Annotated in this window: 18 protein-coding genes; 5 read left to right on the top strand and 13 right to left on the bottom strand. The window is 51.5% G+C overall.

The features are described from left to right. Positions 1–121: 121 nt before the first annotated feature. Complete coding sequence (dnaG, locus tag ACZ47H_RS05595) at positions 122–1,420, top strand: DNA primase DnaG (protein WP_464932710.1); 1,299 nt, start codon at positions 122–124, stop codon at positions 1,418–1,420. On the opposite strand, the gene ACZ47H_RS05600 is transcribed toward dnaG, so the two are convergent. Then, positions 1,417–3,837 carry a DNA-directed DNA polymerase gene (locus ACZ47H_RS05600; RefSeq protein ID WP_464932711.1) on the bottom strand — a complete coding sequence of 807 codons (2,421 nt, stop codon included), beginning with the start codon at positions 3,835–3,837 and terminating at the stop codon, positions 1,417–1,419. The genes dnaG and ACZ47H_RS05600 overlap by 4 nt on opposite strands. Positions 3,838–3,892: 55 nt before the next feature. Here ACZ47H_RS05600 and tmk point away from each other — a divergent pair, with 55 nt between their 5' ends. Both tmk and ACZ47H_RS05610 read left to right on the top strand, forming a co-directional pair. Further along, positions 3,893–4,297 carry a dTMP kinase gene (tmk, locus tag ACZ47H_RS05605; RefSeq protein WP_464932712.1) on the top strand — a complete coding sequence of 135 codons (405 nt, stop codon included), beginning with the start codon at positions 3,893–3,895 and terminating at the stop codon, positions 4,295–4,297. Positions 4,298–4,304: 7 nt separating this feature from the next. Then, on the top strand, positions 4,305–4,553 hold the full coding sequence (locus ACZ47H_RS05610; RefSeq protein WP_464932713.1) for a hypothetical protein: 249 nt from the start codon (positions 4,305–4,307) through the stop codon (positions 4,551–4,553). Here the strand turns inward: ACZ47H_RS05610 and ACZ47H_RS05615 are convergent. The 6 genes from ACZ47H_RS05615 to ACZ47H_RS05640 form a co-directional block, all read right to left on the bottom strand. Next, positions 4,525–4,932 (bottom strand): aconitase X swivel domain-containing protein, encoded by a 408-nt coding sequence (locus ACZ47H_RS05615; protein WP_464932714.1) that lies wholly within the window; start codon positions 4,930–4,932, stop codon positions 4,525–4,527. The two genes, ACZ47H_RS05610 and ACZ47H_RS05615, sit on opposite strands and share 29 nt — an antisense overlap. A 16-nt stretch (positions 4,933–4,948) precedes the next feature. Further along, complete coding sequence (locus ACZ47H_RS05620; protein ID WP_464932715.1) at positions 4,949–6,163, bottom strand: aconitase X catalytic domain-containing protein; 1,215 nt, start codon at positions 6,161–6,163, stop codon at positions 4,949–4,951. A gap of 8 nt (positions 6,164–6,171) precedes the next feature. Further along, the gene (locus ACZ47H_RS05625) at positions 6,172–7,428 is read right to left on the bottom strand and encodes a UbiD family decarboxylase (protein ID WP_464932716.1); all 1,257 of its coding nucleotides are present in this window, start codon (positions 7,426–7,428) and stop codon (positions 6,172–6,174) included. Then, complete coding sequence (locus ACZ47H_RS05630) at positions 7,400–7,957, bottom strand: hypothetical protein (protein ID WP_464932717.1); 558 nt, start codon at positions 7,955–7,957, stop codon at positions 7,400–7,402. Before ACZ47H_RS05630 ends, ACZ47H_RS05625 begins: the two co-directional genes overlap by 29 nt. Before the next feature lie 297 nt (positions 7,958–8,254). Then, complete coding sequence (locus ACZ47H_RS05635; RefSeq protein ID WP_464932718.1) at positions 8,255–11,344, bottom strand: N-6 DNA methylase; 3,090 nt, start codon at positions 11,342–11,344, stop codon at positions 8,255–8,257. 236 nt (positions 11,345–11,580) lie between these two features. Beyond that, positions 11,581–12,540 carry an ROK family protein gene (locus ACZ47H_RS05640; protein WP_464932719.1) on the bottom strand — a complete coding sequence of 320 codons (960 nt, stop codon included), beginning with the start codon at positions 12,538–12,540 and terminating at the stop codon, positions 11,581–11,583. 40 nt (positions 12,541–12,580) lie between these two features. On the opposite strand from ACZ47H_RS05640, the gene ACZ47H_RS05645 reads away from it, so the two are divergent. Then, a complete protein-coding gene (locus ACZ47H_RS05645) occupies positions 12,581–13,288 on the top strand; it encodes a phosphorylase family protein (RefSeq protein ID WP_464932721.1) in 708 nt (235 codons plus the stop codon). 15 nt (positions 13,289–13,303) lie between these two features. On the opposite strand, the gene ACZ47H_RS05650 is transcribed toward ACZ47H_RS05645, so the two are convergent. Both ACZ47H_RS05650 and ACZ47H_RS05655 read right to left on the bottom strand, forming a co-directional pair. Next, positions 13,304–14,209 carry a DUF2797 domain-containing protein gene (locus tag ACZ47H_RS05650; RefSeq protein ID WP_464932722.1) on the bottom strand — a complete coding sequence of 302 codons (906 nt, stop codon included), beginning with the start codon at positions 14,207–14,209 and terminating at the stop codon, positions 13,304–13,306. Between the two features lie 75 nt (positions 14,210–14,284). Further along, on the bottom strand, positions 14,285–15,205 hold the full coding sequence (locus tag ACZ47H_RS05655) for a BUD32 family EKC/KEOPS complex subunit (protein ID WP_464932723.1): 921 nt from the start codon (positions 15,203–15,205) through the stop codon (positions 14,285–14,287). Between the two features lie 90 nt (positions 15,206–15,295). On the opposite strand from ACZ47H_RS05655, the gene ACZ47H_RS05660 reads away from it, so the two are divergent. Continuing rightward, on the top strand, positions 15,296–15,811 hold the full coding sequence (locus ACZ47H_RS05660) for an N-acetyltransferase family protein (protein ID WP_464932724.1): 516 nt from the start codon (positions 15,296–15,298) through the stop codon (positions 15,809–15,811). A gap of 4 nt (positions 15,812–15,815) precedes the next feature. Here ACZ47H_RS05660 and mptA read toward each other — a convergent pair whose 3' ends face one another. The 4 genes from mptA to ACZ47H_RS05680 form a co-directional block, all read right to left on the bottom strand. Next, the gene (gene mptA / locus ACZ47H_RS05665; RefSeq protein ID WP_464932725.1) at positions 15,816–16,676 is read right to left on the bottom strand and encodes a GTP cyclohydrolase MptA; all 861 of its coding nucleotides are present in this window, start codon (positions 16,674–16,676) and stop codon (positions 15,816–15,818) included. Continuing rightward, positions 16,643–18,301, bottom strand: coding sequence for a phenylalanine--tRNA ligase subunit beta (gene pheT / locus ACZ47H_RS05670; protein ID WP_464932726.1), 1,659 nt, complete (start codon positions 18,299–18,301; stop codon positions 16,643–16,645). Before pheT ends, mptA begins: the two co-directional genes overlap by 34 nt. A gap of 10 nt (positions 18,302–18,311) precedes the next feature. Then, positions 18,312–19,775 (bottom strand): phenylalanine--tRNA ligase subunit alpha, encoded by a 1,464-nt coding sequence (gene pheS / locus ACZ47H_RS05675; RefSeq protein ID WP_464932727.1) that lies wholly within the window; start codon positions 19,773–19,775, stop codon positions 18,312–18,314. A 99-nt stretch (positions 19,776–19,874) separates the two neighbouring features. Next, on the bottom strand, positions 19,875–21,581 hold the full coding sequence (locus ACZ47H_RS05680; RefSeq protein WP_464932728.1) for a glutamate--tRNA ligase: 1,707 nt from the start codon (positions 21,579–21,581) through the stop codon (positions 19,875–19,877). Between the last annotated feature and the right edge of the window lie 17 nt (positions 21,582–21,598).

Here is a 21,598-nt window from a genome sequence, read left to right on the forward strand (position 1 = left end):
AAGAGGTCACTCAGGACAATCTATATAGATGAGGACCCCCTGCGGGGTCGCACCCCACGATGCTGGCGTCGATCGGGGTTTGCGAAAGATAGCGTGAGAATACGATTAGGGGTGAAGCGAGGTGAAATACCTGATCAAGGCAAGGCTCGAGGTGGATGGCAGGGTTGACAAGCACGATGTCATAGGGGCTATTTTTGGCCAGACTGAAGGGCTCCTGGGAAGCGAGTTCAACCTTGAAGAGCTTCAGAAGAAGGACAAGATAGGGAGAGTCCACGTTGAGATAAGATACCAGGGAACGAAGACGCTCGGGCGCATAACGATCCCCAGCAACCTTGATAGGGTTGAAACCGCTATTCTCGCAGCAATGATAGAGACTGTAGACAGGATAGGACCCTACAATGCAAGGATCACGATCGAGGAGATCAAGGACCTGAGAGCCGAGAAGATAAAGCAGGTGCTGAAGAGGAGCAAGGAGATACTGAAAATGATGAAGGAGACCGAGCCAGACATCAAGGAGATATTGAGAGAGGTTCAAGCGGTAGAGGAGGAGAAGCCGAAGATAATAGAGTATGGGCCCGAGAAGCTCCCCGCTGGACCCGACATCGATAAATCCGACACTATAATAGTAGTAGAGGGCCGCGCGGACGTGTTAAACCTTCTAAGATACGGGTACACCAATGCAATAGCTTTAGAAGGTGCTAGGGAGAAGATACCAAAGACTATTGTAGACCTCTCGAAGAAGAAGAAAACCATCGCTCTTGTAGACGGCGACAGGGGAGGAGAACTAATACTCAAGACCCTCCTCGACCAGGCCAAGATCGACTATGTGGCTAGAGCTCCGAAGGGTATGGAGGTAGAAGAACTTACTGGTAAGGAGATAGCCCAAGCGCTCGAGCAGATGGTCCCAGCGGAGACCTACAAGAAGAAGCTCGGCCTCGAGAAGGCTAAGGAGGAAGTCCAGCCTACAGCTGAGGAGAAAGTGGTAGTGGAGGAGAAGAAAGAGGTAAAGGAGGAGAAGCCCGTCGAGGAGGAAAAGAAGGTAGTCGAGGTTGAGGAGAAGCCAAAGCCCCCTGAGGAGAAGCCCGCTGTAGTTGAGGAGAAGAAGCCTGTTGAGATAGCCGCTATCCCTAAGGAGGTTATAGATGAGATAGCGAACCTCAAGGGGAGCCTGGAAGCGATACTCTACGATGAGAACTGGAAGCCCATCAAGAGAGTGAGTGTCCGGGATCTCTACCCTGAGCTCCAGAAGGCTGAGCCCGGAAAGATCTATGGAGTCCTCTTCGACGGGATAATAACTCAGAGGATCATAGATGTCGCGGCTGAGAAGGGAGTAAAGGTCCTTATAGGGGCGAGGACAGGGACTAAGCTAGCTAGCAGACCTAAAGACGTGTTGTTCTTCACATTCAGCGACTTAACCTAGCCTCCGATGAAGTCGAGGAGGCTTGTCTGCCTCCCTCCGCTCTTTAACCTTTTCTCCGTGACGCCGAAGTACGAGAGTATCCTGAGCGCTGCCGGTATTATCTGCTTGTCAATATAGTATTCCACGTCGACCTCGCTAGGCTTTACTATGAAGTATGGTTTAACCTTCTTGGATAAGGGGCCGCTACCCTTTACTACTATATAGCCTATCTTACTGCCAGGGCCTACCTTGATCCCCATCTGCTTCATCATTCTGGCGGCGACTATATGCGGCTGCTCAGCCACGTATTCCTCTAGGCGCTTCGCTAGGGTCTTCCATATTACCAGTTTTCTCAAGTCAATCTTGCCATGCCTCAGGTCCTCTATAACCCTTCTAACATACTCTACCGCGTCCTCAACGTTACCCGTCTTCAACACTAGTTCTGCCACCCTTATCTGAGTCTCCTTGGCTAGCTCGCTCCAGTCACCCCTTACTGCCTCGAAGCCCACCACATCGATCTTTCCATCAACTGTGAGACCCACATACCTCTTTTTAGCCTCCGTGAAGAAGACCTTCTTGTAGACCTTGTCTATCTTGACCTCGAACCCCAGCTCCTCCTCGATCCAGGAGATTAATTGTTGGACTTTAGCCTCATTGTTGGTCACGAAGAGGCTGTCTGTATCACCATATATCACGTCAAGACCCAGCTCCCTCGCCTTCCTTATAGCTCTCGTTATAAGCTCCCTCCCCCATGCGGTAATCGACTCTGCACACTCTCTGCAATACCATCTTGCATGGGGCCAGCCTAGGTAGCCGTAGGAGGCGTTGGCAAGCACCTTAACAGCCCTCTGTCTCTCGTTGAGCAGATTGTAATCTGGTGACCCCTCGGGGTACTTCTTCATCTCCTCCTTGATATGCTTCCTGATAGTGAGGAGCTTCTCGACAACCTTCTTGAAGAAGCCCGGAGGCTCCTTCCTATACATGTGGCCTACCTCTGGGGCTTTGTAAACCTTGTTTGGATCAACGGGTTCGCCAGGCTTGACGAGGGTGTCTGGGCCGACATTGTACCGCACCATTATGTTGGGGTACATGCTGGCGAAGTCGAGGACAGCTATATTCTCGTGGAGTCCTGGCTTTGGCTTGAGCACTATGGCTCCAGTGTACGACTCCTCCCTCCGCTCGACCCTGTTGGGGACGAGCTCTCCCAGCTTGCTGGCCTCCCTTATCAGCCTCCACTCCAGCCGGAACCCGACGCTCGCAGCCATCACCTGGTCCATTGGCATACCGCTGACCTGGCTGAGCTGGGCTCCGAATGGGAGGAACTTCCATATCAATCCGTAGGTTGAGAGCACGTCTGCCCTTGCATAGTCTAGGAGTATCTTCCTCTTCTCTGGGTCATCCCAGTACTCGCTGATCTCCCACCATTCCAACACAACCCTCTTATCCTTCGGCATCACGCCGAGATAGTCCGCTACCTCTTCAAGCGTCTTCATCTTCACCTCGTACATTTCCTCGGCGAAATCGTAGAGATCAACGTTCAGCCTTCCAGGTATACTGTAGTGCCCGTAGACGCTTGGCTGCGGCTGAGAGTTCGCCTTCCTACCCAGATCAAGCTTGAGCCCCAGGTACTTCGCTCTCTCCACCAGGTATGGCCAGTCGAACCCATTCTGATTATACCCCACTATAATGTCGGGGTCGTAGTCTAGTATTGCCTGACGGAACTCGCTTATGATCCTCCTATCATTATTATTCTCAGCAACCAGGAGTGTGGGTGAAGAGTCGCGGTCGGTCATATATCCTATTATAATGACTGGGTCCCTCTTCGGGTCGGGGCTCCTCATCGGGTTGTAGACTTCTATGTCGAAGGCCATCATCCTAAGGCCTTCCAGAGGGTCCCTCTTCGCATACTCCTCCAGCTCCCCTACGGGTCCCTTAGCAACATAGAACGCGTCAGCACGGAGGCCCGGAAGCCTCCCCTCCTCAACCTCAACACTATACCATCTCATAGGGTAGAGGTTCACGTCGATGAGATACCTCATGGAGAACCTTATATCAGCCTCGAGTACCTCCCTTACCCCTGGAATCCTTGATACCGCCTCCCTATACTCCCTAACAGCCGCCGGTATCATTGTCTCGATCCTAAGTGTCCTAGACTCTCTCCCGATATACCTCTTCACCATTGGATCTACTCTTGTTATCGGGCTCGACGGCTTCGAGAGGGCCTTAACAGCCCTCACTACTTCCTCTTCGCTGGCCCCCTCCTCGAGGAGAGCGTAGAAGTATGGCCTAAACCCCTTTACATGAATTAGTGCTCTCTTCCCATCCTCAGTCCTGGCCCACAAGTCTATTACCGGCTCCTTGCCTATAACCTCGTAGCTCACATCTAGGAGTTGGAATACTATCTCCAAGAGGGTCCCCCGCCTGTGATATAGTAGCATCCAAGACCCATATAGGTGAGCCGTAGGCTAATGCTACTGTCGGGGGCCGATGAGTTTGAATGCTAGTAGAGGATTTCACATAGCCTTCGAGGGAATAGATGGCAGCGGTCTTACCACGCACTCGAAGCGTCTAGTAATGGAACTCTCTAGAATGGGGTATAGGTCGGAGTACCTTAAGGAGCCTACGAACGGGCCTATTGGAGTATTGATCCGCTCCTTCCTAAGAGGGGAGGGGAGGGTGCGCCACGATATCCTCGCGCTCCTCTTCGCCGCTGACAGGTTGTGGAACTACCACTCCTCAGATAAGCCCGTGGCCCTATTGAAAAAGGAGGGCTATATCGTTGTAAGCGACAGGTACAAGTACTCGAGCGCCGCCTACCAGGGAGCGTTCACCGACCCAGAATGGGTTTGGATAGTTAACAGTAGGGTCCCCCACTCAGAACCTTATAGTATACATTGAAGTCCCGGTGGAGGTTGCGCTCCGGAGGATAGAGGCTAGGTCTAGGAACGGGGTTGTCAGGGAGCGGTACGAGGCGAGGGAGCTGTTGGAGAGGATTAGGGATAACTATGAGGGCGTACTCCGGAGGGCGGAGGAGGAAGGTGTACCCGTGATTAGGGTTAAGGGTGTAGACTCTCGGGGAGAGAGGAGTATAGGGGATGTCTCACGGGAGATCCTTGAGAGGGTCCTCAGCTATCTCCCTCCTCCTCCAGGATAGAGACCGCTATCTCTCCCTCCTCGTTAAACGATACTATAGCCCCATCCCCGACGACACCGAGGATCCCTTCAACCCTATCGTATAGGGGGATCTCCCCTAGTATAGCCCCCGCCACCAGTATGGGGTCCGCCTCCGACTCTACTATTATAGCGAGGGGCTTCCTAGAATAGTATTTCAAGCCATAGAGAGTGTATGAGCCCACCGTCGATCCCCGGGGCCTGCCTAGGACTAGAACCCTCCCAGCCAGCTCCTTTCCAGTAACGGTCCGCCCAGTCCTCGGATCCACTTCTCCATAGAAGCTCAAAGCCTCCTCTACTACAGCGGGCCCCCTACCACTCCCCGGGTTAAGGGGTCTCCCATGGAATCTCGCAACTCCCAACGCACTGCACCCCGCTTCACTGGTATATGAGTTGTGCCATGTCCTCTATGGTTGAGAGTCCTACCTGCAGCCCCTTCCTCGATAGGTAGAAGTACGCCTTGTAACTGTTCGTCACTATCTTGGGGCTCCCATTCTCCCCTCTTAGGGGAGCTACTATTAGGCAGGTATCCCTTACAACTACCGCTTTCTTCTCCAGCACATTGTAGTAGTCGGGGTATTCACGCCTAAACCGCGAGTACTCGTACCTAGACATTGTTACAACTATCTTTGACCTTGGAGCAGGCTTGTCGGCGAGTTGCTTGGCGAGCCTCGCTAGGTCCTCGGCTCGGGAATGGGGGCATCCTAAGAAGACGATGTCCGGCCTCCAGGAGGGCCTGTGCTCCTCGTACAGGTCGCGGAGCTCCCTCCAATCCACCTCCTCAACACTCTCGAGCCTACCCTCGTCTATAGGCGGCTTGGTTACTCCCTCCAGGTGTATCATCGCGAGGGACCCCGCCGCGCCTATTGCTGCGAGCATCTCCTTCACTGCCAGTTCATCTCTAAGCCTAGCCTTCACATATGGGGGTCTAAGCCCAACGTATCTTTCGGAGACTATTTTGCCCAGCAACCCCGCCATGACCTCGTCGAGCGGCTCGGGTGATTCAAGCTTGAAGCCTACTCTGGGAGTCCTGTACTCGTCCAGGTGGAGGCCCCAGTAATAGGTGCGGCCAGCTATAGCAGACATTAATGCTAGGGGTCCCCCCTCCCTGTTAGTCCTCACCCCAATCACCGTGTTCCCATAGAGTATGGCGCTGGACTCGCCCCATGATACGTGGTCTCCTGGACTCAGGCTTCTTGTATCTGGGAGATAGTAGGGTGTACAAGTTAGAGTCGCCTTCGCCCCCATTGCCTTGAGGGCCTTAATGATCCTCAGCTGCCCCCTAACAAAGCCCTCGTCGACCCTAACGCCGACGGTGGATAACAGGTAGGGATCCTCGCTGTCAAAGCCTATCGGGTTCACCGTTGTAGGGACCGAGACTTGAGCCCCCTTCTCCACAAGATCCTCCAGGAGTGCTAGACCGTGGTCACCGATCGTACCATAGGAGATACCGGATACATGGGCGTGTTTTATAGGGATAAGCCTCTCTGCCCCGAGGGCCTCTCCAACCTTAACTATAGTTTTCAACGCCAGCTGCTTAGCCTCCCCGTACTCTCCGGAAAGGATCCTCTCCTCGATCCTTGTAAGGTACAATCTACACGTCACCCCGGTAGCTTTGCTCTCTCGAAGTGCGGATCCCCCTTCCTGGGCACCGTGGCGTCGAGGCCCATCTTAGAGGTGAAGCCGTCGCCTCCTGAAGGATCCAGAGTGGAGCCCCTGGCATTCTTAATGATCACTAGATCCCTGTCGGCCTGGAACCTGGTGGCGATAGCCCACTCCACCATAACAGGGTCGTCAGGGTCTATATCGCCATCCACCACCACTACGTGTTTTAGGCTGGGATGCCCTGCGAAGGCGGCGAGTATGGCGTTTTTACCATCCCCGTCATGGTTCTTCTCGATCGATATGATTGCGTGAAGCCACCCGCCACCGCCAGGGGTCAGTCTAACCTTGTATACTCGGGGCACAACCTTGGAGACGGAGGCCCATATCTGCGCCTCCCGTGGGAATCCCATGAGGTGTATGTGCTCCCTCCCGCCGGAGAGTATTACGTGGGTGTCGTTATCCGAGACGAGCACCTTCTCAGCTCTTAGAACGGGCTCCCGCCTAACCCTGTCATAGAGGAGGAGTATGTCGGCGAAGGGACCCTCCTCAACTCTCTCCCCCGTAAGGTAGCCCTCCACTACAGCCCCTGCTCCTACGGGCACAGGGTTCCCGTGGATGGGGCTGGGGAATACCTCGAGCCCCCCCATGAGCTTCGATGCTACCTCGAGCTCGAACCTCCCGAATCCCGGGGAGGTTGATACGGCTAGGAGGACGGCGGGGTGCACTCCCAGCACCACGGTCACGGGGAGCCTGCCCTTCTCCTTCAATGCATCATTGTAGAGCTTGTATAGGTGGCGGGGAACTATTCTAACGGCAGCTCTCTTCTCGTCTAGGAGCATCATCCTATGTATGCTGGCGTTGCATACTCCCTTCCAGCAGGCTACTATGAAGGCGGCCGTGAGGTAAAGGCCACCGTCACCTTCATAGAATTTTGCGAAGGGAAGGCTCTTCAATCCCTTCCCGGCTACCCTGTAATCCCCGGGGTCACCTACCCATGTGAGCTTCCCAGGATTCTCCATTGCCTCGAGAAGCCTCTTATAGGCCTCCTCCTCACTCTCAGCCCCTATCGCTTCAAGGAGCCTCTCCCGTGTGGAGACGAGGTTGCCCACGCTCCTTGTATCGGTGCCCTTAACTGTGAAGGCTGGTATGCTCTCTTTCGCCTCATAGTCTTTTAGAAGCCTGGCTACACGGTATATTGGCTCTACCTCCCCCAGATACTCAACCTTATACTTCCTTGTAAAAGCTGCTATCAACGCGTTTGACACCATAGGCACCGCGTAAGGCGATTGTAATCCCAGCTATTATGTCTCTGTCCCTAATAATCCTAGCCACACTACCCACTCCCTGCGAGCCCGTGGTCCCAGACTCGTCTACAACCCGGAACCCTATACCCTCCCTTGCTAGGGAGTCTACAGCCTCGGAGAAGCCGTAGCCGTTCCCAACGTAAACCTCAACCTTCCAGGCGGGGATGCGCGAAGCATGCTCCCTTATAGCAGAGCCTAGCTTATCGCAGTCGACCTTTGACGCGGCAATTATTATCGAATCCCCTAATCCTGCGAGGCCGCACTTTTTACCAGGATCCACGCCGAAGACTAGCTTCCTGAAACCCCTCCTCGGATATGTTATCGCGTATACAAGAGCCCTAAGCGGGTCTTCCTCCCGAACCATCGGGCCATTGAAGCTCTCAATAGCCTCCCTGAAATATTCTTCCTCTGGGGACCCCCTCACCGGCAACACTAGGATCGAGGCATCAAGATACTCGTCTCCCCTGGGGAGGATCACTCTTATACCCTGAGCGTTGAGCAGCTCCCTAACACTCCTAACACATGCTATGGACTCCGGGTCCCCGCGGAGCCATGCTATTACCCTCTTCGACAGGCATCACCCTCCCGCGCCTGGAGGTTAACCTCCTCGAGTCTTGGTTATTTACCGAGGACTATAGAATTGCTTGGTGGTTAAATAATGAAATGAGCAAAGACCCCTTATAGTCCATTGAACTCTAGGGAGCCTGCTAATAGTCCATTTTCTACTGGACACCCTTGAAGATAAGGGGTCTTTAACCAGCTAGACAGCGTTTGATTACCTCTCAGATACAAATCTCAGCGCTTCATTTAGTCTATCTTTATCCACCACTTTATCTAGTATATTTATTATTTCTGAAAATTCACTATATCCGACCATATCTATGATAGCCGACTTCTGGTTTGGATATCGCCTTATAGGAATCGAGTTGCTCAACTCCTTGCTCAGAGCGATTATTCTACGCCTGTCTTCCTCAGATATACTATTATTTCCCCAGGTCAAATTGGACACTATAATAGCCGTTAACGGTCTCGCGTATTGATGATGAATGAACCTCCTATTCATTTCAATGACTTTGTAAACTAGGTAGTTGAGCACGGCCGCATAATAGTAGGCCTTGTCCTCAGTATCACACTTAATAGCGGAACATGTAGAATGCAGTATGGTTTTCCCCTCTGGTTTCAGCACGCTTGCCGTGAATATTCTATCCGCCCTGTAGACGACATAGAAATACCTTGGATCGAGCGTCCTAATGGACCGTGGCTGTTTAGCTTCTCTTATAAGATGCTTGATCTTCCCAACATCTCTGAAGTCTAGTCTATTTTCATTCACTTTCACCGCTTTTTCCAGAAAATTCTTTAATTTTTCCACTCCCAAACTCGATAACAATACCTCTGGCATCGTTTTCACATTGAAAGGGTCTATCTCCCCCACATAAACCAGCTTATACACTTCAATACCATAGAGCCTCAACCATTCTAAGGGAACAGTTAAGGATCCCTCTGTATTATGAAGTTTAAATATAAATTTATTATCTTTATAATAATATTCTTCTAGAGTTAAGCCTGCATAACGAGTTTTACCCTTCTTTTTCTCGCCACCTAGTGTCCCCCTTATATAAAGTCCCATCGGCTGAACCTCGAGAGCGTTTAATGCTTTAGAAATGCTCCTCGCGTCGTTTGAGAAGTACAATAGACTCGGCCGAATATAATCCGAGTACGACTCCTCTAAATCTTCTATCACAAACATATCATCGTTCAGAGGCATATTTTTACTATATTGCCCCCTATATTTGCTATTTATCTTCAGCACCTGGAGTTCTTCTCCACTTCCCTTTCTAGTTATTATAATTGATGGGAAGATACCATGCTGAAATGCATCGAAATCAACGTCTACAAGTTTTAGGTACCCCTTTCTAAGACTTCGTATAACAGAGTAGGTTGCTAGGATGCCAGACGGCATCGGATTTTTATGGTAAAATAACTGCTCTCTATTCATTATAAAGGCGACTCCATAACTAGCTATAGAGAGTGATTTAGCAAGAGCCGCAGTAGCTACGTCCGAACCAGAAAGCACTTGACGCCTTTTCCTGGAAGAAACTACCTTTGAGATATAATCAATGAGAACACTCCGCAATTTCTTCGCGTATTTGGTTTTAAATTCAGTAATATGTATCCAGGGAGGATTCGTAACTATTATATCTGGCTTCATCATAGCCGATAAGGCCTGCATGTATACTGAGGCGAAAACCATCCCCCACGCATAATCTCCGCCGTATTTAACGATCATCTTAGCCAGTGACTCCGAGAGGTCGTGGCTCTTAATATTAATATGGATATTGAATAATCTTATGAGCTGATTACTGCTATCAGGAGGGCTTGAAGCGAGGTTCGTCTCAATATCCTTCGCTAGGCATTTCTCGTCAATCCCGCATTCCGCTATCGAGTTTCTTATTGCCCTCTCTATCCTTTCTTCTATATGAGAGAGCAGTTCTAAGATCTCTCGGATCCCACCCGCAGTAAAGTTGGAGAAGGCAACGAGATCCAAGTATTCTCTAGCTAATCCTGAGATCTCCTGCACTTCTGGTAGATTGGAAGAGGTTCCATTGAACCATGCTGCGAGAGTATCTATATGGTATACGTACGGTGGTTTCCCCGGTATCCTACCTGTTCTCATGTAATAAGCCATTATTAGCTCGGCTCTAGTTATGGTGACTGCTATAGGATTAATATCATATCCTATTAGTGAATTGTATGCGTCATCAGGTGATTCGCCCTCATCGATTTTCTTGTTAAAAGCCTCTACCAAAAATGTACCTGACCCGCAGAAGGGATCCAACAGTATCTTGCCCCGTAGATTGAATTCTCGGAGAATCAGCTGGGTCATCCATATAGGTGTATAGTATTCTCCGATTTTCCTCCTAGTCTCTGGATCCAATAATGCCTCATAAAGAGATCGGAATACGTCTATTGTTACTCCCTGCTCCCAATCAATTAAGTTAACCTTGATCATAATTTTATTTAATATGCTATTAAAAATGCTTCTGTATTCAGCAAGGTTTTCATCAATATATAGAATTCTCCACCATCTAAGATAAGGTGATGCTACATCAACATCCAGTATGGCCCCGCTGCACATATCTTCCGGTTTACCGTTTATGTTCAGTGCCCTTGACAGGGACGCCATGACTACAGCTTGCAGATATGTATGCTTCGAGAATAGATCGAGGTAGAAGTCTTCACTGGCTTCTCCATATAGTAAAGCCATAATCTGCTTGTACGCCTCATATAATGGTCTAACTCTGTCATTATCCCTTAATAAAATCAATATATTCTTTATTTTATTGACTATTTCATCCGCGTCAACTCTGAACAACATCTCTATGTTATCCGGGTGAGGGGGGATCTTATGGGAGACCCGAGGCAGGATCTTGGCTTTAAGCACATCTCTAGCATGACCCCTGTCCCCATCATAGATTATTTTTAATCTGGCTCCATCCTCGGTTTTTTCCATGGAATAAATCCTCCAATAATGATAGTTCGTTATTATAAAGAATTTTATTTTAGAAGATGCAGGCGCGGTTAGATATTTATCAATTATATCATGGCAAGCCTCGTCGAAATCCGACGCAACCTCTTTCAATTCTATAACGACTTCCCCACCAAACGCCGTGATAATTCGTTTCTTTTCCCCATGAGGCATGTATATTTCCTGGGGCATCAGGATTACCGGTGATATGCTCTTTTTTAGAAAAATTAAGAGATGCTCGTACTCTGCTGACTTTTCACGAGAATATACTTCTTCGACCATCTCACTGTACGCGTTTCTAATAAAATCAGCCACTTTACGCGACGTCGTATCAGCCACAACAGCATCCCCAACGAGTTAGGCCTCCATATATGTACAGCAACGATCCCCCTGTCTTTGCCGATTCACCTTAACCATTATAAATCAAAGTAAAAGAAGCAGCCACCATAGTGTAGAGGTTGTCGCCGCGTATTACCGTGAGAACCCAAATCCTATCTGCTCCTCTCCTAGCATAAGGTCATACTCGTCGGTGGAGCCAGTCGGGATCTGGCCGAGATCTCGGGAACCACGATTAACTAAACTTTGGGTGGCCTACGAGCTATTGCATAGGCCCCGTAGAGGGATTGAAGGCCTCCGAATGTGGAGTCCTTAACAACAGGCCTTGAATGTAATCCAAGGAATCTGGGCAGATATCTCTTCACCCCCTCTAGGATTAAGTCCTTGTTTCCTTCATATAATCCTCCCGACAGGAATACTATGTCTGGATCATATGTTGCGGTGATACTCGCTATCCCTGCCGCATGGATCCTATTAATATAATCTACAACCCGTATTGCATAAGCGTCTCCCCTCCTAGCATACTCGTAGGCGTCCGCTGCAGTAATGCTCCCTGAAGTGGCTAGTTGATAAAATATCGTCTCCTCCTTCATCCTCCGGGCGAGTAGCCTCGCGGTTCTCGGGATCCACCTCCCGCCGGCGATAGCCTCCCAATGGCCTACTCCACCGCAGCCGCATACAGCGTTTAAGCTCGCATCTAAGACTATGTGGCCTATCTCATGGGCGTTGCCGCGTGCTCCATGCAGGAGCCGTCCATCTACTATAACGCCGCCGCCAATCCCTGTACCTATCGATACTAGGACTGCGTTTTCGAGACGGGGGTCCACGAGGACTTTCTCGGCCCACACACCGGCGACGGCATCGTTCTCTATTACTACACGATCCGAGTACCTGCTGAGCACCCTCGCAACCTCTACTTTCTTCTCGCCGAGGTTTGGGGACCCCACTATTGCTCCTGTAGAGTAGTCTATTGGTCCAGGAGCAGCCACGCCGGCAACGCTCACCCTAGAGAGCCCGGCTCTGCCTAGGACCCTCCTAACCAGGGCGTCGAGGGCCTCCTCAATACCCCTTGATGGTGTGCTTACTCTCTCGGCCCCGCCCATTTCTCCCCTGGGCGAGAATAAGGCGGCGATCATCTTGGTAGCTCCTATATCCACGGCTAGAATCGGCTTCTCCAAGCGCCGAGCGCCTCCAATCATTTTATCCTACGCCCTCCTCCGGGTAAAAGAGGGTATTAGGTTGTCGGGCGTCCACATTAAGGCTAAGCCAGGAGAGATTGCTGAGAACGTTGTCGTTGTAGGGGACCCTGGTAGGACAGTGTTTCTCTCCAAGCTGATAGAGGATGCCAGGCTCGTCAATGATAACAGGGGCCTCCTAGTATATACTGGAAGGTGGAAGGGGGTCCCCATAACAATCGCAACCCACGGCATAGGAGCACCATCCGCCGCGATCGTTTTCGAGGAGCTAGCCATGCTGGGGGCGAAGAGGCTAGTCCGACTAGGCACTGCCGGCGGGATAGGCGAGAGAGTCAGTGTAGGCTCAGTTATAGTAGCAGACTCTGCCTCCGCTATTATAGGAGCGTGTGGATTATCACAGTACTTCGACCGCTATATCCCTCCTATGGCTCCGTCACTAAACCTTGTTACCCGCCTGGTTGAGGAGATCAGGCGGGTGCGGGAACCGGTAGTAGCTCCCGTCTTCTGCAGCGACGCCTTCTATTCTGAGGACGAGTCCTTATCAAGGAGGCTAGAGGCTATGGGTGTCGCTGCAATAGATATGGAGACAGCCATCTTATACGCTCTTTCAAAGGCTAGAGGCTTCGAGGCAGCATCCGTACTCATCGTTTCGAACAGGGTTGGCTCAAGGGACTTCCTACCGCGGGAGAGGCTGGAGTTTGCTGTGGAGAAGGTGGGCTCCGCGATCTTCGACGCTCTAATCGAGGCTTAGAAGCCTCGGGCCCTCCTACTCCTCCCCTACTATCAATGAGTCGGAGTGGATGAGGACCCTGTCACTTATGTGTGTAATGCGGCCTTCCTCGCCTTCAAGTATGAGGTGGCCTCCCCAGTACCCTACTATCCTAAACTTCCTCCCCTCTACATGATCCCGCTTCGCCTCCCTAGCATTCAACACGATACTCTGCTTGTCGCTTACAACCCTCACTAGCCTACCGTTCCAGTCAAGGCCCATCTCCCTAGATATCCTCTCAGCGGCGCCCGCTAACAGCGGGGCCACCTTAGACAGGGGGACTGATTTAGGCTTCCTAGACTTCACCTGTGAGGCCAGGTTTCTCCTGCTCACCTCCAGCTCGAGCCTCCTCGCCTCATACAGGCTATCCGTGACGTGTAGCATGGTAGCGGCGTTGTGTGCTTGCTCGGAGAGACGCTCTAGGAAGCGGAACTCCCTTGTAACCCCCACTTTAACCCTCCCAGCGCCAGCATCAGTGAGGTATACGACGTAGTTAGTGCGGCCCATTGAATCAATCTTTTTACATAGTTCTAGAGCGTTGGGAGAGTTGGTTCCAAGGCAGAACTCGTATAGGGCTCTAAGGCTCCTCTTATGCTGCCTGCAATAGGATTCAGCCTCAACTACACAGTATATCCGCTTCCATGGCTCGTCTTTTTCCCATAGGGGGCCATCGTGCCATCTGCAGAACCTCCTCCATGGGGGAGGCGCCACCCTTACAATTGAGGCCTCGCCTTTGAAGGCGTTTGGCTTATCGGGGGTTTGAAGCACCAGGTAGTCGGGTTCAACCCTGTACACCTCGACTCTCCACGACTCTCTGCCGAAGAGTCCTGTATATTCAACCTCGACCTCCCCAAGCGGTGTAAGCTTCTTCTTCACGAGCCTTAGTATTACCCTGTTCCCCAACTCCTCCACACCCACAACTTGTTGATGGGTGGGCCCGAGTACTTTTCTCTAACAGCTATGTTGAGAAAGGGTCCCTCAACCCCTGTCCTCTCCCAGTATCCTGTCCACCAGCGTCCCCCCATCGATGACAAGAGCCTGGAGGGCTCGAGCGGGGATCCATTCAAGACCAGTGTTGCGGGACACTTCATAATAGTATTCGTAGAGGGCCCGGGCCGTATAGAGGATGGCGAGAGCCCCTGGATCTATCCTGTCTAATCCGTAGAAGGAGAGCGCCTCGTAGGCTAGTGCCTCCTTAAGCCCCTCTATAGGCCCCAGTACAACTGATACCATGTCAACCGCGTACTCAATACTTCTAATAAGACTAGCGAGGTCGTACTCGAGGCAGGGATTGCTCCGGGTATCTGGTTCTCTTCCAGGGTCTAGGAAGTAAATTCTCCTCTCACCAACCACTGCTTGATAAAGGTGGAGGTCGCCGTGTCCTGCAATGAAGGTGCACTCTTCCCTGCCGTGGATCCTCCGCCCGAGGAAGCTGCAGGCTCTAGCTGCTAGCCCCCGACCACCACTGGAGAGACTGCCTGCGAGGCTACACCGCTCCCTCACAATGATGTTGATGGGTGATGCATTAATTCTTCGAGGGCATTTCTCTAGCTCCTCATGGAAGCCGCGCAGTTCCCTCCCTATCCTCCTTACAAGGTGCAGTGCTAGCTCTACGTCCTTATTGGCGAGAGCCTCTATGAGCAGGTCTGCGGCTGTGGGACCCTCTACCATCTCCAGGCACAAGCTATCCCTTCCAACATACACGGGGTATGCTTTGGGTACTCGGCTCGAGCATACCTCATAATATGATAGGTAGGCGTCTACGTCACTGGGATCTAAGCCGTAAACTAGAACCTTATTCAACCCTCCACAAGCATAAACAAGGCCCTTCTTGTTTGAGGCAATGATGGGGTCAACGTGGCATCTCGTTCCATCTCTGGTTATATAGTATATGTTCAAGCCCGTCATCCCTTATACGCGGTTCCCCTACTATTATACTCTCACGGGCATATGGTATATTTGGCGCGAGAGTATAATGTGGGTAGAGGCATGTCTGTGAAACGTTGTCCTCTCTGCGGGAGGGTGCTTGATAAGCTAAATGTAGATGGGCGGGAGATAATTATTAGGGGCCTGTGTCCGGAGGACCGGGATAATCTGCTACGGTTCTACGAGAAGCTCAGGGACGAGACCATATACACCCGCTTCTTCTCGGTTATACGGTACTTTAATCCCTACGTTGAGAGACTCGTCTCCTCAACAGGTATCCTGGCGATAGTAGCGGAGGATGCCAAGAGTGGAGAGATCGTCGGTGTCGCTGAGCTTGTCCTTGACAGGGATGGGGTGGCTGAGGGTGGTATAATTGTGCTTGAGAGCATGCAGGGTAAGGGTATTGGGTCGGCTATGGCCCTGGCTCTTAAGAGGGTTGCCAGGGAGTACGGTGTCAAGATGGTTTACGGGTATATTCTCGCGGATAATATTAAAGCTTATAGGCTCGTGAAGAAGCTTGGAGGGAAGCCTAAGAGCTACTATTCTTCAATGATATATGTGGAGGTCCCTCTAGATTAGAGGGCTAAGAGCAAATAGACTCCCTCCCCGCTATGTCTCTTAGCCTCCCTTTCGTGTAAGCGTATACGTCGTGCGGGTGTATTGATTCCAGGCTCTCCACCTCAACCTCAATCAGGGAATCATCGGAAACAGTGCCCAATAGATCCCTCGCTATATTACATACCGCCTCCCTCGCTATATCCTCTGCGAACTTCGGCCTCCTATGAGCCTCTAGCACAAGGCGGGCTTCCTGCTCCCTCTTTAGGAGCGTGAATGCGGGTGCTGAGAAGCTTCTAGCTATCGCTTTAGCTAGAGTCTCGATCCTAACCATCTCGCCGGTAGTCGTCACTCTACCCGTAACTAGCACTCTTTGAACGTGGCTGGGAGCTACCCCTTCAACCCCTAGCATGGAGGCTATAGTAGATTGGGCGCTGGGGCACACGCTCATTCCAGCTAGAGTTACTGATACCGTCCATAGCCTCGACCCGTCTCTCCCCTTGCGTACCAGAATATCCACTTCGATGGGCTCGGTTCCCCTTATCCCGTTGAATGAGATCTCCATGTAGTATGTTGTCTTAGCCCTAGCCTCAACCCTGAACGCGTAATCATGGAGCTCTAGGAGCTTATCCGCTACCCGCTCAAGGTACTCTTCTATACTGTGAGCCTCCGTATGGGAGAGTACTTCTGGCACTGAGAGGGCCTCTATGTTGCGTGAGAGGTGGGCGCCTCTCCTGTCACCGTCTATAGCTACGGTAACGTCCATTGTCAGGTCGAGTATTATCTCCCCCTTCGGTGTCTTGAAGGTTACCCTCCGTTTAATGTTGCGGAATCCGATCTTCTCTAAAGGTATCTTCACGGCTGGCTCGAGGTCTTGGATCTCCACCACTCTGACAGCACCTCTAGGTCGAGTTCAGCAACCGCCACCGGGAATGATATCTCTAGCCTCTGTAATACTTCTGGACTCACCTCTCCCAGTACACCAGCTGCCCCCATACCGGGTAGGATTATCCTCGCACTCCTCCCTTCTATGAAGACTGGGTGGGAGTAGGGTTCAACCGTGAATTCAACGTCTAGTATCCTCAGGATAGAGTATACCGCTGCCTGTATGTCCTCGTAGCCTACCTCGTCATCCATTATCATTAGCCCCATGCGCATCCTATCTCTGGGGGGCAGATCCGGTTCTACTACAACGCCTATCTCGAAGGTCTTCACCGGCTTCTTAGCATGCAGGTTCCCGGCTGCCACCGAGAGGAGGGATGGTATCAGGCTTGGCCGGAGGACGCTGTACTCGTACTGTACGGGGTTGAGTACCTCAACCCTATCCTTGAAGCCCGTAGCATCTAGTAGTTTAGGGCTTGTAAGGGTGAGCTGGGTTACCTCTGTGAACCCTAGGCCTATTGCTAGATCTCTCACTACCCTGGAGATCCTTGTCTCTGTGAGAAGCTTTCCGGGACCCTCGACTATAGGCTTATTATAACCGAGTGACTCGTAGCCGAGGGCTATCGCTATATCCTCGATCAGGTCTATATTCCTCAATATGTCTACTCGGAAGGGGGCTACCTCTACAATAACACTATCCTCGCTCTCCTTCCGTGCGTTGTGAAGCGTCCTTTCCAATGCATCTATTATGGAGTCTAGGCTTAGGGTGACTCCAAGAGTTCCCGAGACCTCCTCTCTTGATAGCTCCATTCTCTTCCCCGATAATTTCGGAGTCCACCAGTGACTGTGGGGGTCCTCTACGAGTACTTTTCCAACATAGGCTCCTGGCCTCTCTGCTAGAGCTGTGACTATTATATCGAGGACCTTCTCAACAGTCTCCTTATGGGTGCCTGTAACGTCTATGAATAAGCTCCTAGTCCCGGGCTCTATCCTGGTTATGTTTGAGTTTATCACGGGTGGCAGCGCTATGATCTCGTCTCCGGAGTAGAGGGCTGGGTGGACTCCCCGCTCGACGTTAAGCGAGATCCTCCCATACTTCCGGCCCTGCTGTGTCTCCTCTAATACCCTACTTATAGTGTACTCCTCGCTCTCATCTAGCGGCGTCATCTTTTCATTGAGGGAAGCCATCTTATAGTATAGTTTGTTGCTTGGCAGCTTCTCAAGATCGTGAAGCCCTATGGCTACCTTGCGCCTCCTCCTGCCAATAGTGTCGTGGAGCTTCTCTTGGAACTGGATCAGCTCCTCAAGATAGTCCTCATCTACATTAACATTGTAGACTATGGCTGCGGCGATGTAGGGCCTCGTTTCAGGCGGGTCTACCTTTAGAGTATAGTTTGTAGCCTCGGTCCTTGGCAGGCTCCATCCTCTTCTCCTCCCGTTGAGGGCGTTAACTGCTCGCGCTAAACCCTCGCTGATGTATAGGTCTGGCCTGTCAGGGTTTACCTCGACTTCAAGCGTGTCATCTACGATCTCGCTCTCGCATTTAAGCTTGAAAAGAGCCTCGATCAACTCCTCGACGCTGAGCCCCGTTTGTCTTGTAAGCTTTTCAGTGTTGAATCTTAGTACCGGCATATCCACCACCCTAAATCAATTTAATTTTAAATTCTTTAATCTTTTCAATATCTCTCGTATATAATTCCCTAATATCCGTTATCCCAAGGACTGCTGCGGCGAGCCTCTCCACTCCAAAGCCCCATGCACCCACAGGATAGTCGAGGCCGGCCGCCTCCAGTACTTCGGGCCTGAAGAGGCCAGCGCCGAACAGCTCAAGCCACCTACCGTTGGGTAGCTGAACATAGCCCTCTACACTAGGCTCTGTGAAGGGGAAGTATCCGGGCTTCAGCTTTAGCTTCAATCCGAGCCTCTCTGCAACCTCCACGAGTACTCCTATAAGGTCTCTAAAGGTGTATCCGGGCCATCCCATCACTCCGTCTAGCTGGTGGAATTCTGGTAGGTGTGTAGCATCTACAACGTCGCTCCTGTAAACCCGGCCTATCGTGAAGTATCTTATAGGGGGCTCCGGCCTCTGGACTATAATCCTGGCTGAGACGCTCGTTGTTTGACTCCTCAGGAGGAGTCTTGAAGCTATATCTGGGTTCCACTTGTAGCCCCAACCCTTCTCGTGTATCCTCGCTACTCTATCCACTAGCTCCCTGTAGCCTGAGAGGTCTGCTCTTCGGGGCTCTTTTATCCACAGGGTATCGTGTATCTCCCTAGCTGGATGGTCCTGGGCTTGGAATAGGACGTCGAAGTTGAATAGCTCCATCTCAACAACTGGGCCCCTTACCTCTACGAAGCCGAGCTCCTTCATTATATCCCTAAGCATCTCTATGAAGTCTACTAGGAAGTGCTTCCGAGCAGGATAAATCCTTGGAGGCTCCGCGGTCACATCGTATTCCCTAAGAGCGACCCTCCTCCAGAGCCCCGATGCGATAAGGCTGGAGGAAAGCTTAGCCACCTCTACCCTAGCCTTCTCAAGGATTGCACTTGGCGCTACGGTAAGCTTGAATCTTATCCTTTTAACCTCCCGGGGCTTCACTAGGCCCCTCTTCACCAGCTCTCTTGGAGGCTCCGCGTTGGGGTCGACCTTAACCCTCTCGAGAGCGCTCCTAAGATCCTCCAGCTCCGCCAGGATCTGGTCGGCATCGCCCTTCAACTCTACAATTCCATCCCTTATCGATACTAGGCCCTTCCTCCTAGCCTGGCCGATCGCGACTCCTGCCTCGCCTCCCAGCTTGTCCCTCACAGCATCAACACTTGCCCCGCCGGACCCCTCTGCTAGAAGCCTCACCAACTTTTCTTCCGGCAGCCCTTCTTCAACAGCCTTCAATCCCTTCTCGGTGAGGTGCCAGGAGCGGGTAGTCTCCTCCTCTACAATTGCAAGGCCCTTGCTTTTGAGGAGCATTATCAGGCTAGCGAGCGTGGCCTTATCGACTCCCAGCTTCTCGGCAGCTTCGTCAATGTAGCCCTCAACTACACCCCTCTCGGCCATCTTTTTGAGTAGCTCGTACTCGCCCTTGCTGAGACTGTATGCTTCCTCGTCCAACTCGTGTCTTCCCTAGAATCCTTGGGTTATAGGTGAGAATTAAGGCTTAAACGCTCAAATATTCTAAGTGAAGTGTAGCTCTAAATGCCTGGAGAGAGTTTACCTATGGGCTAGTATAGCCGTGTACTCCTCCCCCTTAACTTCATCAATTCGTATGAAGCCAAACCTCATAAGCTGGAGTCTATCGTCGACTCCATACTCGCTTATCGCAGGCTCTACGAATCCATTGTAGACGTTGAACTCTAATCCATTGGGCTCTAGCACGTTGAGTCTCATGGCACCCTGGCTGGGCACCCATTGTATAATTGGAAGCTTCTTACTTCTAGCGTACTCTAGCTCAGTACCTACCAGTATGGCTTTGCTCTCCTCGACAATGAAGTTTCCTAGGCCTATGAGCCTAACCTCTCCCGCCGCAGCGTCTTGCTTGTTCACTAGGAGCTTGTCGCCGGGGCAGACGCGTATAGTCCTCTTCCTCTCGGGCTTGTCTGGATGGTAGGGTATGCTTGCTGTGATGCAATCGTCAGCTTCAACCACGAGTTCAACAGGCTCCCATACATACATGAGCCTATCCGCGACGGGGTCGAGGAGTTTCCTGTTAATAGCTGCTAGATTATACCAGCTGATCCTAGCATCCCCCCTCTTTACTCCAACCTCTAGGATTAGCTGTCTTATCGCCTCCGGCAGTATGCCTCTCCTCCTGAGCCCTGCTATGGTGCCGAAGCGTGGATCGTCGTATCCCATGAACTTGTCCGGGTTCTCTTCTAGCAGCTTTCTAATGTAGCTCTTGCTCATTATGAAGCCTTCTAGCTTGAGTCTTCCGAAGTGTATGAACTCGGGCGGCTCCCACTCCATGCACCTGTATATGTATAGCTGCTTCTCAGTGTTCACCTGGTGCTCCTTCCCCCTCAACACGTGGGTTATCCCCATCATGTGGTCGTCGACGCTCACCGAGAAGTTGTACGTGGGCCACACCACATACTTCGACCCGACTAGAGGGTGGGGGTAGCGCTCTGTATCTATTATCCTGAAGGCCACCCAGTCCCTAACGCTTGGATTGGGGTGATTTAGGTCTGTCTTAATCCTAAGCACGGCCTCGCCCTCTCCATAGTAGCCTTCCAGCATCTTCTCGAACTCTTCAAGCTGCCACTCTATACTATTGTTTCTAGTCTCGCAGGCTTTCCCAGACCTGAGGAGCTCCCTAGACCTCTCCCCGCATAAGTCTACGTAGGCGCAACCCCTCCTTATGACCTCTTTCGCTACCGAGTAGAATATCTCCATCCTCTTACTCTGTATGTACTCCTCATGCCATACTACGTTGAGCCATTTCAGGTCCTCTTTTATGAGATCATATGCCTCGATCATCGGGGTCTTAGTCCTTGGATCAGTGTCCTCGAACCTCAGCACCATACGCCCCTTGTACATCTTAGCATACTCGTCGCTGAGTATAGCAGGCCTCGCATTGCCAAGGTGTATGACGAAGTCGGGGTTAGGGGCGAAGCGGGTAACCACCTTTCCGGGGATGGCGTTGGGTAGTGGGGGGAGCTTCCCCTCCTCCTTCTTCTCCTCTTCCTTTTCCTGAAGGAGCCACTCGTATTCCTCCTCCAAGATCCTCTTTTGCTCTTGGAGGGAGAGCTTGTTTACCTCCTCCACGTATTTTTTAACCAGGCCTGCTATCTCCTTCGCCCTCGGCTTTAGCTCGGGATGATCCCCTAGTATCATTGACATTACGCTTCCCGCTTTAGCCTTCCCTCCATGCTTGACAGCGTTCTTCAGCACATAGCCCTTTACTAGTTTCTCTAACTCCAACCCACATAATCCCCTCC

This window comes from Thermodiscus maritimus, from assembly GCF_055382595.1.

Coding starts and splice junctions, on each gene's coding strand:
- pheT (WP_464932726.1), bottom strand. CDS start 18,301: ATGCCGGTACTAAGATTCAACACTGAAAAGCTTACAAGACAAACGGGG.
- ACZ47H_RS05600 (WP_464932711.1), bottom strand. CDS start 3,837: ATGCTACTATATCACAGGCGGGGGACCCTCTTGGAGATAGTATTCCAA.
- ACZ47H_RS05640 (WP_464932719.1), bottom strand. CDS start 12,540: ATGATTGGAGGCGCTCGGCGCTTGGAGAAGCCGATTCTAGCCGTGGAT.
- ACZ47H_RS05660 (WP_464932724.1), top strand. CDS start 15,296: ATGTCTGTGAAACGTTGTCCTCTCTGCGGGAGGGTGCTTGATAAGCTA.